The sequence below is a fragment of the Luteococcus sp. genome (genome assembly GCF_043424415.1).
Taxonomy (GTDB): Bacteria; Actinomycetota; Actinomycetes; order Propionibacteriales; family Propionibacteriaceae; genus Luteococcus.
This window is the reverse complement of the sequence record NZ_JBHWOO010000221.1, coordinates 1-14,364: the sequence shown is the minus strand read 5'-3', so window position 1 is coordinate 14,364 and position 14,364 is coordinate 1. Positions and strand designations below refer to the sequence as shown.

The window sequence follows — 14,364 nt, the reverse complement described above, 5'->3', positions numbered from 1 at the left end:
GATCTGTGCATGGGCGCCCCCGGCGCGTAGGGACGGAAGCCGGCTCAGGCCCGGGAGTAGTCGCGGGCGCCGAAGATGTCGGTGCCCACGCGCACACAGGTCGAGCCGTGGGCAATCGCCAGGGCGAGGTCCCCCGACATGCCCATGCTCAGTTCGTCCCAGGACGAGCCCAGTGCCTGGTCCTGGCGCAGGCGCTCCTGCAGGGCGGTCATCCGCTCGAAGCAGGCGGCCACCTGGTCGTCGGGGCCCTTGACCGCGACGGTCATCAGGCCGCGGACATCAAGGCCATCACAGGCCTCGAGCTCGGCGACCAGGGCATCGACCTCCTCGGGCGCGATGCCCGACTTCTGCGGCTCGCCCGACGAGTTCACCTGCATCAGCACCGGCAGGCGACGTCCCAGGGCCTGCATGCGACGGTCGAGTGCGGTGGCGATCTTGGCCGAGTCGAGGCACTGGAACTCACTGGCCAGCTCCGCGACCTGCTTGGCCTTGTTGGTCTGCAGGTGCCCGATCACGCTGAAGCGCACCTGCTCCCCCTCGGCCACCTCGGATGCCTTGGCGACGAACTCCTGCACCTTGTTCTCGCCGAAGAGCGTGTAGCCGTGGCTGGCGACCTCGCGGATCGCCGCCATCGGGTGGGTCTTGCTCACCGGGAGCAGGCGCACGCTGGCCGCGTCACGTCCGGCGGCGGCGCAGGCCTCGGCGATGCGGGCTTCGACGGCGGCAAGGTTCTGGCTGATGCTGGACATGGCATCCAATCAACCACTGCGGAGCCGTGCCCGCCACCCAGGACCGGGACACGGGCCGGCGGCCTCAGGGCCAGCGTGCTCCCAGCGAGATGACCCCCAGGGAGGCCAGCACCGCCAGCAGCAGCGCCAGGCCCGCGTACTTGTCGGTGACCTCGGTGTACACCTTCTCGTAGCCGACCGACCGCGCGATGGTCTGGTAGACGGCCTCCAGCTCGTCGCGGCTGGCGGCCGCGAACTTCTTGCCGTCCGAGGCCTTGGCCACGGCCGACAGCTCGGCATGGTTCACCGGCACCGGCTGGCGCTGCCCGCCCTCCACCACGTAGCCGTGCGCGGTGCCGTAGGCGATCGTGTAGACCGGCACCGACTGCTTGCGGGCCTGCTGGGCAGCCACCAGCGAGGGTCGGCCGATGTTCGTCGCGCCGTCGGAGAGCAGCACGATGGCGGCTGGTGCGGTCTCCTTGGGCGCCTTCGGGTCCGGCGGCACCAGCTTGAGGGCGTCCAGCGAGGTGTAGATGCTCTCGCCGATGGCCGTCGACGGGGCCACCTCCAGGTTCTGGATGGCCCGGTCCACCGCTCCGCGGTCGGTGGTGGGCGGCACGACGATCTGGGCGGTGGCGGCGAAACTGACCAGGGAGACGTTGAAGCGCTCGGGCAGCTGCCGGGTGAAGGCCTGGGCCGCGGCCTGGGCCGCCTCGAGTCGGTTGGGCTGCACGTCGGTGGCGACCATGGAACGCGAGACGTCGATGGCGATCACGACGGTGGCGCGGTCGCGCGGCACGTCGGTGTAGGCCTTCGGCATCGCCCAGGCCACCACCAGCGAGGCCAGCGAGGCCAGGGCCAGGATGACGGCGCCGTGGCGCTTCCAGGCCGAGTCCTTGGGGATGACCAGGTCCAGGCGGGTGCGCCGCAGCCCCGGCGTGGGGCGAAAGCGCGAGTTCAGCGCGACGTAGAGCAGGCCGATCACGGGCACCATGAGCAGGAACCACAGGCGTTCGGGGCGCATGAACTCCAGCAGCAGCGGGGTGGGGGTCATCAACAGGGTCCTCATCACGGCCACCGTGCAGCCATCGAGACGGCGCCCAGCGCGGCGATGGTGGCGAAGGCCAGCGCGTACAGGGCGTACTGGGCAGTGCGCTCCTTGCGGACCTCCTCGTGGCCGACCTGGGTCTTGACGTCCTTGTAGACATCCTTCAGCTGGTCGGCAGAGTCGGCACTCCAGGACTTGCCGCCAGTGATGCGGCTGATCTCCTTCAGCGCGGCCGGGTCCGGTGGCACGCGCTCGCGTTTGCCGTCCAGGTCGACGTAGCCGGTGGACTTGCCGTAGCTGATGGTGTGCACCGGCACCTTGGCGGTGCGGGCCTTGGCCGCGGCGGTGCGCGGGTCGGCGCCGTCGGTGCTGGCGCCGTCGGAGAGCATCACGACCATGCCGGGGGCGGGCTTGTCGCCGTCACCGGGTGGGGCCTGCTTGATGGCATTGAGGCTGACGTCGATGGCGGTACCGATGGCGGTACCGTCGGCCAGCTCGATGCCGTCGATCGCGCGCTGGGTGGCGGCGCGGTCGACGCTGGGTGGCATCCGCACCGAGGGGTTGCCGTTGAGGGCCACGACCGAGACGTTGAAGCCTTCGGGAAGGGTGGCGATGAAGTCGCTCGCGGCCTTCTTCGCTGCATCCAGCCGGTTGGGCTTCACGTCGGCGGCCATCATCGACTGTGAGGAATCGATCACCACCACGACCGTCGCGCGTTCCCGAGGGACCTTCTCCAGGCCCATCGGACGTGCCCAGGCCATGGCCAGCGCCACCAGCGAGCACAGGCTCATGGCGACAGCCAGGTGGCGGCGCCACTGGGACTGGCGCGGGAGCACGCGGGAGAGCACCGCCGTGTTCGTGTAGCGGATGCCGGTGCGGCCCTTGCGGCGCAGCAGGTAGAGGTAGGCGATCACCAGCAGTGGTAGCACCACCAGCGACCACAGCCTCTCGGGCTGCTTGAAGTCGGGCCAGGACAGCAGCGAGACCAGCAGCATCATCGCGTGACCCCCTGGGGTGGCTGGTGCAGGATCGCGGCGGTGCGCCGGTAGCTCAGCACGAAGCGGGCGATGTCGGCGACCCAGTCGCGGTCGGTGCGCAGCTGGATGTGGCCGACCCCGGCACGGCGCATCGCGATCCGGGTCCGCTCGCGCTGGGCGGCCGCTGCGGCGTCCATCCTGGCGCGGGCGGCCGGGTCGGAGGTGTTGACGTAGCGGGCGAAGTCGCTCTCCGGGTCGCGGATCAGCAGTTCGCCTACGTCGGGAAAGGTGATCTCGTGGGAGTCGACCACCTCGATGCACAGCACCTGGTTGCGCACCGCGAGGCGTCGCAGGGCGCGTTCCCACTCCGGCTCGACCTCAGGATCGAGTTCGGCGTCACCGGGAGTGAGGAAGTCGCTGACGACCACGCGCATGCCTCGGCGCCGCTGGGTGCGGGCGAGCTGTTCGATGCCGGCCGCCAGGGTCATGCCACCGGGGGCACGGTCGGGCACGATCGGTTCGTCGAGCATCTTGCGCAGCAGCCCGTAGAGGGCGGTGCGCCCGCTGCTGGCCGGCAGCCGCTTGACCTGGTCCTGGCGCATGATCATGCCGCCGAAACGGTCACCCATGCGCTGGCTCAGGAAGCCGATCGTGGCGATCGCGGCGATGCCCAGGTCACGCTTGGTGACCCCCTCGGTGCCCCAGTTCATCGACGGGGTGACGTCGAGCAGCGCCCAGACCTCCAGTTCCCGATCGGCGATGGTGTCGCGCACGTGCGGGATGGTCGTGCGGGCGGTGACGGCCCAGTCCATCTTGCGCACGTCGTCCTGGCCGGGCTGGTACTGCCGGGCGTCGTGGGCGTCGGCACCCGGCCCCGGCAGCAGGCCGAGGTGGTCGCCGTGCAGGAAGCCCTCGAGGCGACGCACGATGGTCAGTTCGAGGCGTCGCAGGGCCGCCTCGGGAGCCAGTTTGCCCAGCGGCAGCGTCGCGCCGGCGGGTGGGGCGAGCACGCTGCCGGCCGCCCCGATGTCGGGACGGTCACGGCCGGGCTGGGCGGGCCCGGGCGCCTGGAAGGTGGGCGTCGAGGTCATGGGTCAGCGGGGGTCGTAGGGATTGGCGGGAGGCTGCGGGGCCTGCTGCTGGGGCGGCGGGAACTGGCCCAGATCCTGCGGCTGCGACGGCTGTACGGGCGCGGCTGGCTGCTGGGCCGGGGTCCGCTCGTTCCACACCGGAGTGGGCGGTGGCACCATCGCCAGGATGCGCTCGACGACCTGGGCGGGCTCGATGTTGTCGGCCACGGCGTCGAATCCCAGCACCAGGCGGTGCGCCATCACGTCGCGGGCCACGGCCTGCACGTCGGTGGGGAGCACGTAGTCGCGACCGTGGATCAGGGCAAGCGCTCGGGCGGCGGAGACCAGGCCGAGGGTGGCACGCGGGGAGCAGCCGATCTCGATCACGCTGGCGAGGTCGGGCATGCCGAAGTCTGCAGGGGTGCGCGTGGCCAGCACCAACCGGACGATGTACTCCGCCACCAGGTTGTGCACGAACACATTGCTGGCCAGGTCCTGCAGTTCCAGCACCGTCTGCGGGTCGAGCACCTGCACCGGCTCGGGTGGGGACACCGACATGCGGCGCAGGATCTCGAGTTCCTCGTCGCCCTTGGGATAGGGCACGTCGACCTTGAGCAGGAAACGGTCCCGCTGGGCCTCGGGCAGCGGGTAGACGCCCTCTGACTCCACCGGGTTCTGGGTGGCGATCACGTTGAAGGGCTTCTTGGCCGGGTAGGTGACGCCACCGATGGAGACCTGCTTCTCGGCCATCAGCTCGAGCATCGCGGACTGCACCTTGGCGGGGGCGCGGTTGATCTCATCGGCGAGCACGAAGTTGACGAAGACGGGGCCGAGCTCGATGTCGAAGCTCTCCTTGGACGCCGAGTAGATGCGGGTGCCGACGATGTCGGAGGGCACCAGGTCCGGTGTGAACTGCACGCGGGCGAACTCACCGCCCACGACGGTGGCGAAGGAGCGCACCGCGAGGGTCTTGGCGACGCCGGGGACGCCCTCGAGCAGGATGTGGCCCTTGGCGAGCAGGCCCACCATCAGCTGTTCGACCATGTGCTCCTGGCCGACGATCACGCGTTGCACCTGGGCGATGGCCTCGCCGAGCACCTGCGCGGCCCGGGCGACCTCCTCGGTCGTGCCGGCCCGCTGGCCCGCTGCCTGCGCGGGGGCGGCCTCGGGCTGGCCAGCCTCGACGGCAGGGGTCTGGGGCTCGCCGGCGGCGTACTCGGGGGTGCTGCTCACGTGACTGTCTCCTGGGCTGGTCGGCCTGTCCACACGACGGGGTCGGCGGTGGTGTGCGTCGGGCTGCGAACACACGCGGATTTCACGATACCTCTCCAGCCGAGCCCCGAGTTCCTGCCACGACGCGCGTGGTCGCGGCCGCCTTCGTGGCCGCTGGATGCTTGGTCGCGTGTGGTGAGATGGACCCGATGACCAGCCAGCCCCCAGACCAGCACAAGCCGGCCGCCGCCAGCGGGCGGTTCGCGGCACCCCTGTTGCCCACCGACCCGCCGCGGATCGGCGACTTCTGGCTCGATGCCCGCCTGGTGGCCGGCCCTCCTGGTGTGGCCTACCAGGCACACGGGCCCGACTCACGCGGCGTCGAACGCCAGGTGATGCTGGTGGTGCTCTCTGACGGCGCCGGCCACGACGCCGCCTGCCGCGACCGGCTCGCCGGTGAGGTGAACAAGCTGCACATCGACACCGTCGTGGCCCGCGGCGGGCGGGGGCAGGACGAGGGACGCCTGGGCCATCGCTTCGTCAGCGACACCAGTGCTCCTGCAGCTCCGGACGGCTCGATCCAGACCCCCTGGGTGGCCCTGGCCCATGACGCCAGCGATGCCGCGGTTGAGGAGGGTGTGCGGCTCTTGCGCTGTGTCGACCTGTCCTCCACCGCGCCGCTGGGAACCCCTTCGGGCCCCGACTACCGGCTGCACTGGATCGACGAGCCACGTCCCGGGCCTTGGCGGGCCTGGCCGCTTCCGTGGCCGGGGCGCCATGACCGCGCCGGATGGATGTCGATCGCGGTCAGCTGGCTGCTGATGGTGCTGCTGGCCGCCCTGGCGCTGCTGATCGCCGTGTTGCTCTTCCAGAACAAGCCGCCGGCTCCCCCACCGCCGCCGATCCCGACCTCGCCGCCGCCGAGCCAGAGCCAGTCGCAGTCGCCGCCCCCGAGCCAGTCGCCCACGTCGGCCCCGCCCAGTTCTGCCTCGCCGAGCCAGGGCAGCGGCTCTCCGTCACCGAGCTCGGCCTCGCCCAGCCCGGCCAGTGGATCGCCCGATCCGAGCCGGTCGGCCAGTGCCCAGCCGACCACTCCCTCGGACCGCCCGTCCATGGAGTCCCCGATGCCCTCGGGCAGCGCCTCGGGCGATGCCGGGACACCGACACCGAACCGGAGGCTGTGATGATTCCCTCGCTGGTGGCCAGCGACCTGGACGGCACCTTCCTCGACTCTGCCAAGCAGGTGAGCCCGGCCAATGCGGCTGCGGTGCTGCGCCTGGCCGAGCTGGGGGTGCCCTTCGTCGTGGCGACGGGTCGCCCGGCGCGCTGGTTGCAGTGCCTGGATCCGATCCGTTCCGCCCACCCCTATGTGATCAGCAGCAATGGCGCCGTGGTCTATGACCTTGCCGAGGAGACCATCCTGGAGTCCTTCCCGGTGCCTGCCGAGGTCTGTCTGGAGGTGGCCCAGGAGATGCGCCGTCGCTGCGATCACATCAGCTTCGGCGTGGAATATGGCATCGGGTGGGGCCGTGAGCCGGAGTGCCCTTTGCGCGGCGACCTGGTGGAGGCCGAGCTGGTGGGAAGCCTGGAGGAGATCATCACCGCCAAGCCCTTCGTGAAGCTGCTGGTCAGCTCCACCGTGCACTCCAGCGACGAACTGGCCGAGGTGCTGATGCAGGTCTGCGAGGACCGGCTGACCTGCACGTGGTCGATCGGCGGGCCCATCGGGCTGCTGGAGGTCTCGGCCCTGGGCGTCACCAAGGCACACACACTGCAGATCCTGGCCACCGAGCTGGGCGTCGACCTGCAGCACGCCCTGGCCTTCGGCGACATGCCCAATGACCTGGCGATGCTGCACGCGGTCGGTCACGGCTATGCGATGGCCGACGCGCACCCCCTGCTGGTGGATGCCGGTTTCCCGCGGGCCGGGCACCACGACGACTCGGGTGTGGGCCGGGAGATCGAGCGCTTCCTGTCCTGACGGCCGGTCTGTCCTGATTGCCAGTACGGCCGGACAATCAGTGCGGCGCGACCGACTCGATCCGAATGTCCCAGCCCTCTCCGGCGGTCTTCCCGTCGAGGTGGCGCAGGTGGCTCACGACGCCCGTCTGCCGGTCGAGGCCGACGGCGAAGCGCGTCGAAGCCCCACGAGCACGGTCCTCCCAGTCACCAATCTGGTCAATGGCGAGGCTCACCGTGCCCGTCATCAAGGCGCAGCAGGAGCAGCGTGGGTCGTAGTCCTGGGCCGGAGTGACCGTGGCGCACCAGGTCTCTCGCCCATCGATGACCTCGACACGCAGGTCTTCGATGAGGGCGTCGCTCGCTTCGCCGGACCACGCGCTCTCAACGAGCTCCCGGGGGTCGGTGATGGCCACCCATTGGTAGGACTGGATCAGGGCGCAGTCCAGGTCGGGTGGGCTGTCGACGCGGTGGGTGACCAGGCCGTCGGGCCGACGGGTCGCCTCGGCCAGCAGGGCGTCACGATCTGGCCACTCCCCCGGCGTGGCGCGCTCGCTCTTCAGTACCTCCCCGTCAAGACGCGTGGCCTCGAGGGCACCGTCACGGTTGGTGGTGACGCGGATTGGCTCGCGCCCGAAATCGACGGAGCCACCCTCGGCGTTGGTGACCACGGCAGTGAAGGAACGCCACAGCCACGGGGCGCTGCGGGCCAGGGCGCGGAAGTCGTCGAGGCCAATCGCGATAGTGCTCACCAGCTGATAGAGATCTCGAGCTCGGACTCCTTGCCGGGTTCCACCTCCACCTCGACCTCGAGCTGGACCGTCGACGGGACGGCCAAGACCATGTCCCGGTCGCCGTGGCGCACCCGGACCTCGTTGTGGCGGGACAGCCCGTCGGCAATCTCGCGCAGGCGCTCGGCGGCCTGCTCACGGGTCATCGTCTGCTTGGTCTCGTGTTCGTAGAGTTCGTCTCCCATGGCACCATCCAATCCGGCGATGGCCTGCATGTCGAGGGGTCGCGCGACTGGTGATGGTGGGGCGTGCGGGGCTCGAACCCGCGACCGAGGTGTTATGAGCACCCTGCGCTAACCGGCTGCGCCAACGCCCCCCAGGCCGGGGGTACTCCCCCGTGCCGGTGCGTCAACACTAGCCCTGCTTGCGCACCCGCTCCACCCGGGCCAGCAGGTCCTGGAGCCAGGCGGCGATGCCGGAGGGCCCGTCGCACAATACGTCGGCCTGGGCCGCGACGTCGGGCTGCTCGGCCGAGCCGGCGACGACCCTGATGCCAACGATCCCCTGTTCGCGCAGCTCGACGACGCGGGCGAAGGCGGCCAGGTCGCCCAGGTCGTCGCCCATCATCACCACCACGCCAGGGCTGAAGCGGTCGACCAGGCTCTGGATGGCGTCCCCCTTGGTGATGGCGGAGCTGCGCACCTCGATCACGTGGCGACCGGGTTCCAGCAGCAGGCCGTGGGCCTGGGCGACTCTGGCCACCGGGGCCTGGAGTGCGACGAAGGCGCCCTCGGGATCCGCGGCGCGACGGGTGTGCACGCCGATGGCGCGGCCCTTGTCCTCCAGCACGACACCGTCCAGTTCGGGCCCAGCCGAGGCGACCAGGGCTTCGAGCTCCTGATGGGCCGCGGTCACCTGTTCCGGTACCGGCGGCAGGGCCACCTCACCGGTGGCGGCATCCCACGACTCCTGCCCATACTGGCCCAGGACGACGAGCTTCTCGAAGCCGGGCACTCGTTCGAAGCCGCCGAGCTGGCGGCAGACCTGCACCTCGCGGCCGGTGACCACGGCCAGCTGGGCCACGTGCCGGCCCAAGCCCGCGAAGGCCTCCAGCGCTGCCGGGTGCGGCCGTGACTGGGTGGGGTCGTCGACGATCGGGGCCAGGGTGCCGTCGAAGTCGCTGACCAGCAGCACCTGGGCTGCCATGGCCGCGACCTGCTCGATGGCCTGTGCTCCCTCGGGGGTGACGGCGCGCCATGTGCCGTCGGTGGGCATCTGTGCTGTCTCCAGGCTCATGGCCCCAGCCTGCCACGAGCGGGGCTGCACCCACGTCACCACGACCGGGCGGAGACCGTGGGCCGGCGGTGCAGCTCCGACGCTGGGTAGGATGGAAGGTGAACCGACCAGTGCGAAGGACTTGAGATCCATGCCCCAGACCCAGAACGCTGAACTCTCCGACTTCCTCGTGGTGGCCAACCGCCTTCCGGTGGACCGCAAGACCGATGCCGACGGACAGCCCGTCTGGCGAACCTCCCCCGGCGGCCTGGTGACGGCCCTCGAGCCCGTGATGAAGCGCAAGGGCGGTGCCTGGATCGGCTGGCACGGCGCCCCCGACGAAACCATTGACGGCTTCGAGCACGAGGGCTACTCGATCGTGCCGGTGCCGCTGAACAGCCAGGACGTCGAGGACTTCTACGAGGGCTTCTCCAACGCGACTCTCTGGCCGCTCTACCACGACGTCGTGGCGCCGCCGGAGTTCCACCGCGAGTGGTGGGACACCTACAAGCAGGTGAACCAGCGCTTCGCCGAGGCCGCGGCCGCCAACGCCGCCGAGGGCGCGACGGTGTGGGTGCAGGACTACCAGCTGCACCTGGTGCCCTCGATGCTGCGCGAGCTGCGCCCCGACCTGCGCATCGGCTTCTTCCTGCACATCCCCTTCCCGCCCCAGGAGCTCTTCCAGCAGCTGCCGTGGCGCAAGGAGCTCGTCGAGGGACTCCTGGGCGCAGACCTGATCGGCTTCCAGCTGCCCGGCGGGGCGCACAACTTCGTGCGTCTGGCCAAGCAGCTCTCGGGCGTGCAGGCCACGCGCGACACGATCACCATGCCCGACGGCCGCACCGTCAAGGCCCGCGCCTACCCGATCTCGATCGATGCCGACGGTTTCAAGGCATTGGCCGAGGACCCGGCGGTGCAGGAGGAGGCCCAGCAGCTGCGCGAGAACCTGGGCAATCCGAGCACGATCTTCCTGGGCATCGACCGGCTGGACTACACCAAGGGCCTGCGCCAGCGGATCCGCGCCTTCGGCGAGCTCTTCCGCGACGACGAGCTCGACCCGGCAGAGACCGTCTTCCTGCAGGTGGCCACCCCCTCGCGCGAGCGCGTCGAGGAGTACAAGAAGCTGCGCGACGACATCGACCTGCTTGTTGGCCGGATCAACTCCCAGGAGGGCGACATCGGCCGTCCGGTGATCGCCTACCGCCACGACTCCTTCCCGCGCACCACGATGGCGGCGATGTACTCGATCGCCGACGTGATGGTGGTCACCCCGCTGCGCGACGGCATGAACCTGGTGGCCAAGGAGTACGTCGCCTGCCACCAGGACGACGATGCCGCGCTGGTGCTCAGCGAGTTCGCCGGCGCCGCGAAGGAGATGAAGCAGGCCTACCAGTGCAACCCGCACGACCTGAACGGCATGAAGCAGACGATCCTGAAGGCTGCGACTGACTCGAAGTCGGAGCGTCGCCGGCGGATGCGGGCGCTGCGAAAGCAGGTCTTCAGCCACCAGATCGACGACTGGGCCAAGGACTTCCTGCGCGACCTGGGCGCCTGAGCCCGGTCAGCCCAACACCGTCAGCCCAACACCGTCAGCAGGGTGGGCATCGCAATGATGCCCACCACGATGCTGACGCTGGTCATGAAGGTGCTCAGCGTGACATCGCCACGGATGATTGAGGTGAATCCGGGCGCCATGGCGGCAATGGGGGCGAAGAGCACCATCACCAGCAGTAGCCGGAAGTCTTGCGGCAGGGGCAGTTGCCACACACCCAGAGCGAGCACGATGCAGATGGCGTAGCGCACGAGCAGGTAGCGGGCGGCTTGACCATAGCGTCTGCGGTCCAGCTTCACCTCCAGGCCGATGCCGATCATCAGCATGGCCAGGAAGGTGTTGGCCGATCCGACGGTGGTGGTGAAGGTGATCACCGGCGCGGGGAAGCGCAGGTCCAGCAGCTGCATCGCCACCAGCACCAGGTAGACGTCGAAGACCACCGAGCTGAGCATGGAGTGCACGAAGCCCCGCACGCTCGTCCGGCGCTCCTCGTCGGCCAAGGAGGTCCCCCAGGCATAGGCGATCCCTGCGGCGGCGAAGGCATTGCCGATGTCGAACAGGCTCGCATGGACCACGGCAGCGGGCCCCATGAAGCCCGACAGGTAGGGAATGGCGAAGGCGCCCATGTTGAAGCTGGGGACATTGATGACGGCGAAGGCCTGCTCCTGTCGGCCGCGACGCGATTCCAGCAGCACCCCGGCGACCTGCATCACGAGGTTGACCAGAAGGCCCGCGCTCGCCAGCACCAGCAATGGGGCGGCATCGATGCGCTGGCTGTTGAAGCTGGTGACCAGGGCGCACGGCAGCGTGACCTTGAGCACGATGGTGGCGAAGATCGGGAAGTCGTCCACGGTGACCCAGCCGATCCTCTTGATGCCGTAGCCGGTGGCGATGATCGCCACGAGCGACAGCGCCTTCACCAGGATCTCCATCGGACTCACTCCCTTCCCGGACACCCTAGGACCCCTCCCCCGGGCAGGGCTGTGTTGCCGAGGGTTGCCGCCGCCGGATGCCCGGGGGCGGGGTTCGTCTGACAGGACGGTGCCATGCGTACTCGGGCAGGTGCGTCCACCTGTCCGTCGCCGTGCTCGCACTCGGCCTTGTTGCGGGCTGCTCGTCGGGCACGCCAGCCGACGACCAGATGCCGACCGGCACCGCCTCCGCGTCCTCCAGCCCAGCCCCCGGCCGGCGCCGGCGTAGTGGCCACTCCAACCCATGGGGCAGTGGCCTCGTGCGAGTGCAGGTGAACAACTGCGTCGGACTCAACCAGGGAAGCGGCTTCTTCGTCGCAGACGACCTGATGATGACCGCTGCCCCGTCGTTCACCGATGCCGCCTCGATCGCGGTCCGCTCCAGCACGGGCATAGTGCGTGGCGACCTGGTCGGGCTGGACAAGGCCAAGGGCGTCGCCCTGGTGCGGCTGCCCGCCACCCGCGACGGCTCCCGGCCGATCGGTGACGATGCCGCTCAAGAAGTGCCCCAATGATGGCCCGCCGTCGACGACCTCGAGGGGTGCGACCACTGCACCGACAAGCTCGTCTGGACCGTGCAGTTCAACGGCCCCGGGAAGGCGTGCGAGGTGTGCAAGCAAAGGAGTGTGATGAATTGCGAGCCGGGCCACTGGGGCATCGAGCAGGTCACTGACATGGGCTCTCCCAACCCCTGTTGAGCCGTCACGGCCCTGCCCCGACGCCCACAGCGAAAACGCCCCACCCCTAAGGGTATCTTCTGGCGTGGTTGGTGTCGGGTCGGGGTCGGAGTCGGCGAGCCTAGAGTCATGACAAAGACCAACAAGCCCAACCAGAAGGCCGACCAGGCCCAGCGCGAGGCCGAGCAGGTCGCCACCGAGGCGAAGGTCAAGGCCGCCGACCTCAAGGACGCCACCGTCGAGGGTGGTCAGCAGGTGGCCGAGACCGCCAAGCTCGAGGCCACCCAGGTGGCCGGTGAGGCCCGCGACCAGGTTCGCACCCTGATCGACAGCACCGTGGGCGAGTTCCGCACACGTGCCAACGATGGCCAGAACGCCATCGCCACCACCGTGCGCGGTCTCAGCGGCGAGCTGACCCAGCTCGGCCAGGGCAAGCCCGCCAGCGGCCCCGTCGCCGAGTTCGTCTCCGACCTCGCGACCCGCGGTGACAACCTGGCCCAGTGGCTCGAGCAGAGCAGCCCCGACGACATCGTGCTCGAGGTGCGTCGCTTCGCCGCCCGCAAGCCCGGCACCTTCCTGGCAATCGCCGCCGGCGCCGGTCTCCTTGCCGGTCGCCTCGCCCGCGGTACCCGCGACCTGGCCAGCGACGCCGAGCTGGACACCAACCCCTACCAGCGCCGTGCGCAGTTCGGCGAGAGCCGCTTCCGCAGCGAGGGCTACGAGGTGCCGGAGCGCCAGTACACCCAGCCCCAGTACACCGAGCCCCAGTACACCGAGCGTCGCTACGCCCAGGACCAGGCGAACGTCGAGTACGGCTACGCCCACGTCGAGCGTCCCCTGGACCGCGAGGCCGGCCACCTGCAGGACCAGCCCTACGGCAATGACCCCCTGCGTGGCCAGGACCGTCCGGGAAGCACCCGATGAGCGGCGCCCACGTCCCGGGTGACCGCCCCACCGCCCACGGCGTTGCGGCCCAGGGCAAGGTCGAGGACCCCCGCTCGCTCGGCGAGATCGTCTCGGACCTGACCGAGAACTTCAGCACCCTGGTCCACCAGGAGATGGAGCTCGCCAAGGCCGAGATCAAGCAGGACGCCGCTCGCGCAGGCAAGGGTGCTGGCATGGTCGGTGGAGCCGGCATCGCTGCCCACCTGGCCCTGACCTTCCTCAGCCTCGCCGCCTGGTGGACCCTGGCCGTGCTGATCGGCAACCACGACCACCCGGCCCTCGGCTGGGCTGGCCTGATCATGGCAGTGCTGTGGGGCATCGTCGCCGCAGTCCTGGCCCAGCGGGGCAAGAAGGAGTTCGACGAGGTCGACGGCCTTCCCCGCACCACCGAGACCGCCAAGAAGATTCCCAACGCCCTGAAGGGCAATGAGGAGAAGAACCGATGAGCAACCCCGAGCAGATCCGCCAGGACATCGAGCGCACCCGCGCCAACCTGAGCCAGGACGTCAACGCGCTGGCCGACGAGGCCAACCCGAAGAACATCGCCCAGAACCAGGTCGAGAAGGCCAAGGAGGGCGTTGCCGAGAAGGTGGGCGACGTCAAGGAGCGCATCTTCGGCCGCGAGGATGACTACTACGACAATGGCGTGGTCGGCCAGGCCGAGTACAAGGCCCAGGAGCTGCGCGACCGCGCCGCGATGGGTGCCGACGAGGCTCGTGACCGCGCGGCCGATGCTGCCGAGGGCGTTCGCCAGAACGTCGCCGACGCTCCCCGCCAGGTTCGTCGCACCACCCGCGGCAACCCGCTGGCTGCAGGTCTCGTGGCCTTCGGCCTCGGCGCCCTCGCCGGTGGCCTCGTGCCCTCCACCAAGGTGGAGAAGCGTTACGTCGAGCAGGCCAAGGAGCAGGCCCAGCCCTACCTCGACCAGGCCCAGGACCTCGCCAAGGACGCCGCTGCCAGCCTGAAGGAGCCCGCGATGCAGGCTGCCGAGCAGGTCAAGCAGAGCGCCGCCGAGTCGGCCCAGGTCGTCAAGGACGAGGCCGCCTTCGTCAAGCAGGACGTGACCGAGCAGGCCCAGTCCTCCAAGGACGAGGTTGCCGAGTCGGCCAAGCAGTCGGCCGAGCAGGTCAAGAAGGCCTGACCAGGCCTTGAAGGCCCTGCCTCACCGAGGTCCAGCAGAAAGAACAGCGGCGGGGCCGCACCCAGTGGGTGCGGAGAA

Annotated in this window: 16 protein-coding genes and 1 tRNA gene; 7 read left to right on the top strand and 10 right to left on the bottom strand. The window is 69.8% G+C overall.

What is annotated here, in order from left to right:
- Positions 1-44 precede the first annotated feature (44 nt).
- The 5 genes from ACHFFZ_RS12870 to ACHFFZ_RS12850 all read right to left on the bottom strand — a co-directional run bounded on the left by ACHFFZ_RS12870 (position 45) and on the right by ACHFFZ_RS12850 (position 4,921).
- Positions 45-749, bottom strand: a complete 705-nt coding sequence (locus ACHFFZ_RS12870; RefSeq protein WP_394277003.1) for a YggS family pyridoxal phosphate-dependent enzyme — start codon at positions 747-749, stop codon at positions 45-47.
- Between the two features lie 64 nt (positions 750-813).
- On the bottom strand, positions 814-1,782 hold the full coding sequence (locus ACHFFZ_RS12865) for a VWA domain-containing protein (RefSeq protein WP_394277002.1): 969 nt from the start codon (positions 1,780-1,782) through the stop codon (positions 814-816).
- Between the two features lie 14 nt (positions 1,783-1,796).
- On the bottom strand, positions 1,797-2,774 hold the full coding sequence (locus ACHFFZ_RS12860; RefSeq protein WP_394277001.1) for a VWA domain-containing protein: 978 nt from the start codon (positions 2,772-2,774) through the stop codon (positions 1,797-1,799).
- A complete protein-coding gene (locus ACHFFZ_RS12855; RefSeq protein WP_394277000.1) occupies positions 2,771-3,844 on the bottom strand; it encodes a DUF58 domain-containing protein in 1,074 nt (357 codons plus the stop codon). The genes ACHFFZ_RS12860 and ACHFFZ_RS12855 overlap by 4 nt, the downstream gene beginning before the upstream one ends.
- Positions 3,845-3,847: 3 nt before the next feature.
- Positions 3,848-4,921, bottom strand: a complete 1,074-nt coding sequence (locus ACHFFZ_RS12850; protein ID WP_394277004.1) for an AAA family ATPase — start codon at positions 4,919-4,921, stop codon at positions 3,848-3,850.
- Positions 4,922-5,244: 323 nt separating this feature from the next.
- Between ACHFFZ_RS12850 and ACHFFZ_RS12845 the strand changes: the two genes are divergently transcribed.
- Positions 5,245-6,219 carry a hypothetical protein gene (locus ACHFFZ_RS12845; protein WP_394276999.1) on the top strand — a complete coding sequence of 325 codons (975 nt, stop codon included), beginning with the start codon at positions 5,245-5,247 and terminating at the stop codon, positions 6,217-6,219.
- Complete coding sequence (locus tag ACHFFZ_RS12840) at positions 6,219-7,016, top strand: HAD family hydrolase (RefSeq protein WP_394276998.1); 798 nt, start codon at positions 6,219-6,221, stop codon at positions 7,014-7,016. Before ACHFFZ_RS12845 ends, ACHFFZ_RS12840 begins: the two co-directional genes overlap by 1 nt.
- A 37-nt stretch (positions 7,017-7,053) precedes the next feature.
- On the opposite strand, the gene ACHFFZ_RS12835 is transcribed toward ACHFFZ_RS12840, so the two are convergent.
- The 4 genes from ACHFFZ_RS12835 to otsB form a co-directional block, all read right to left on the bottom strand.
- Positions 7,054-7,746 (bottom strand): hypothetical protein, encoded by a 693-nt coding sequence (locus ACHFFZ_RS12835; RefSeq protein ID WP_394276997.1) that lies wholly within the window; start codon positions 7,744-7,746, stop codon positions 7,054-7,056.
- Complete coding sequence (locus ACHFFZ_RS12830) at positions 7,743-7,970, bottom strand: amphi-Trp domain-containing protein (RefSeq protein ID WP_394276996.1); 228 nt, start codon at positions 7,968-7,970, stop codon at positions 7,743-7,745. The genes ACHFFZ_RS12835 and ACHFFZ_RS12830 overlap by 4 nt, the downstream gene beginning before the upstream one ends.
- A 54-nt stretch (positions 7,971-8,024) precedes the next feature.
- Positions 8,025-8,101: transfer RNA gene (locus ACHFFZ_RS12825), tRNA-Ile, on the bottom strand.
- A 38-nt stretch (positions 8,102-8,139) separates the two neighbouring features.
- A complete protein-coding gene (otsB, locus tag ACHFFZ_RS12820; protein ID WP_394276995.1) occupies positions 8,140-9,021 on the bottom strand; it encodes a trehalose-phosphatase in 882 nt (293 codons plus the stop codon).
- Positions 9,022-9,151: 130 nt separating this feature from the next.
- On the opposite strand from otsB, the gene ACHFFZ_RS12815 reads away from it, so the two are divergent.
- On the top strand, positions 9,152-10,555 hold the full coding sequence (locus ACHFFZ_RS12815) for a trehalose-6-phosphate synthase (RefSeq protein WP_394276994.1): 1,404 nt from the start codon (positions 9,152-9,154) through the stop codon (positions 10,553-10,555).
- Between the two features lie 20 nt (positions 10,556-10,575).
- Here ACHFFZ_RS12815 and ACHFFZ_RS12810 read toward each other — a convergent pair whose 3' ends face one another.
- Positions 10,576-11,484 (bottom strand): AEC family transporter, encoded by a 909-nt coding sequence (locus tag ACHFFZ_RS12810; protein ID WP_394276993.1) that lies wholly within the window; start codon positions 11,482-11,484, stop codon positions 10,576-10,578.
- 299 nt (positions 11,485-11,783) lie between these two features.
- Between ACHFFZ_RS12810 and ACHFFZ_RS12805 the strand changes: the two genes are divergently transcribed.
- The 4 genes from ACHFFZ_RS12805 (at position 11,784) to ACHFFZ_RS12790 (ending at position 14,286) form a co-directional block, all read left to right on the top strand.
- Positions 11,784-12,038 (top strand): hypothetical protein, encoded by a 255-nt coding sequence (locus ACHFFZ_RS12805; protein WP_394276992.1) that lies wholly within the window; start codon positions 11,784-11,786, stop codon positions 12,036-12,038.
- Positions 12,039-12,329: 291 nt separating this feature from the next.
- Positions 12,330-13,124 carry a hypothetical protein gene (locus ACHFFZ_RS12800; RefSeq protein WP_394276991.1) on the top strand — a complete coding sequence of 265 codons (795 nt, stop codon included), beginning with the start codon at positions 12,330-12,332 and terminating at the stop codon, positions 13,122-13,124.
- The gene (locus ACHFFZ_RS12795; RefSeq protein WP_394276990.1) at positions 13,121-13,591 is read left to right on the top strand and encodes a phage holin family protein; all 471 of its coding nucleotides are present in this window, start codon (positions 13,121-13,123) and stop codon (positions 13,589-13,591) included. Before ACHFFZ_RS12800 ends, ACHFFZ_RS12795 begins: the two co-directional genes overlap by 4 nt.
- A complete protein-coding gene (locus tag ACHFFZ_RS12790; protein ID WP_394276989.1) occupies positions 13,588-14,286 on the top strand; it encodes a DUF3618 domain-containing protein in 699 nt (232 codons plus the stop codon). The genes ACHFFZ_RS12795 and ACHFFZ_RS12790 overlap by 4 nt, the downstream gene beginning before the upstream one ends.
- Positions 14,287-14,364: the final 78 nt, after the last annotated feature.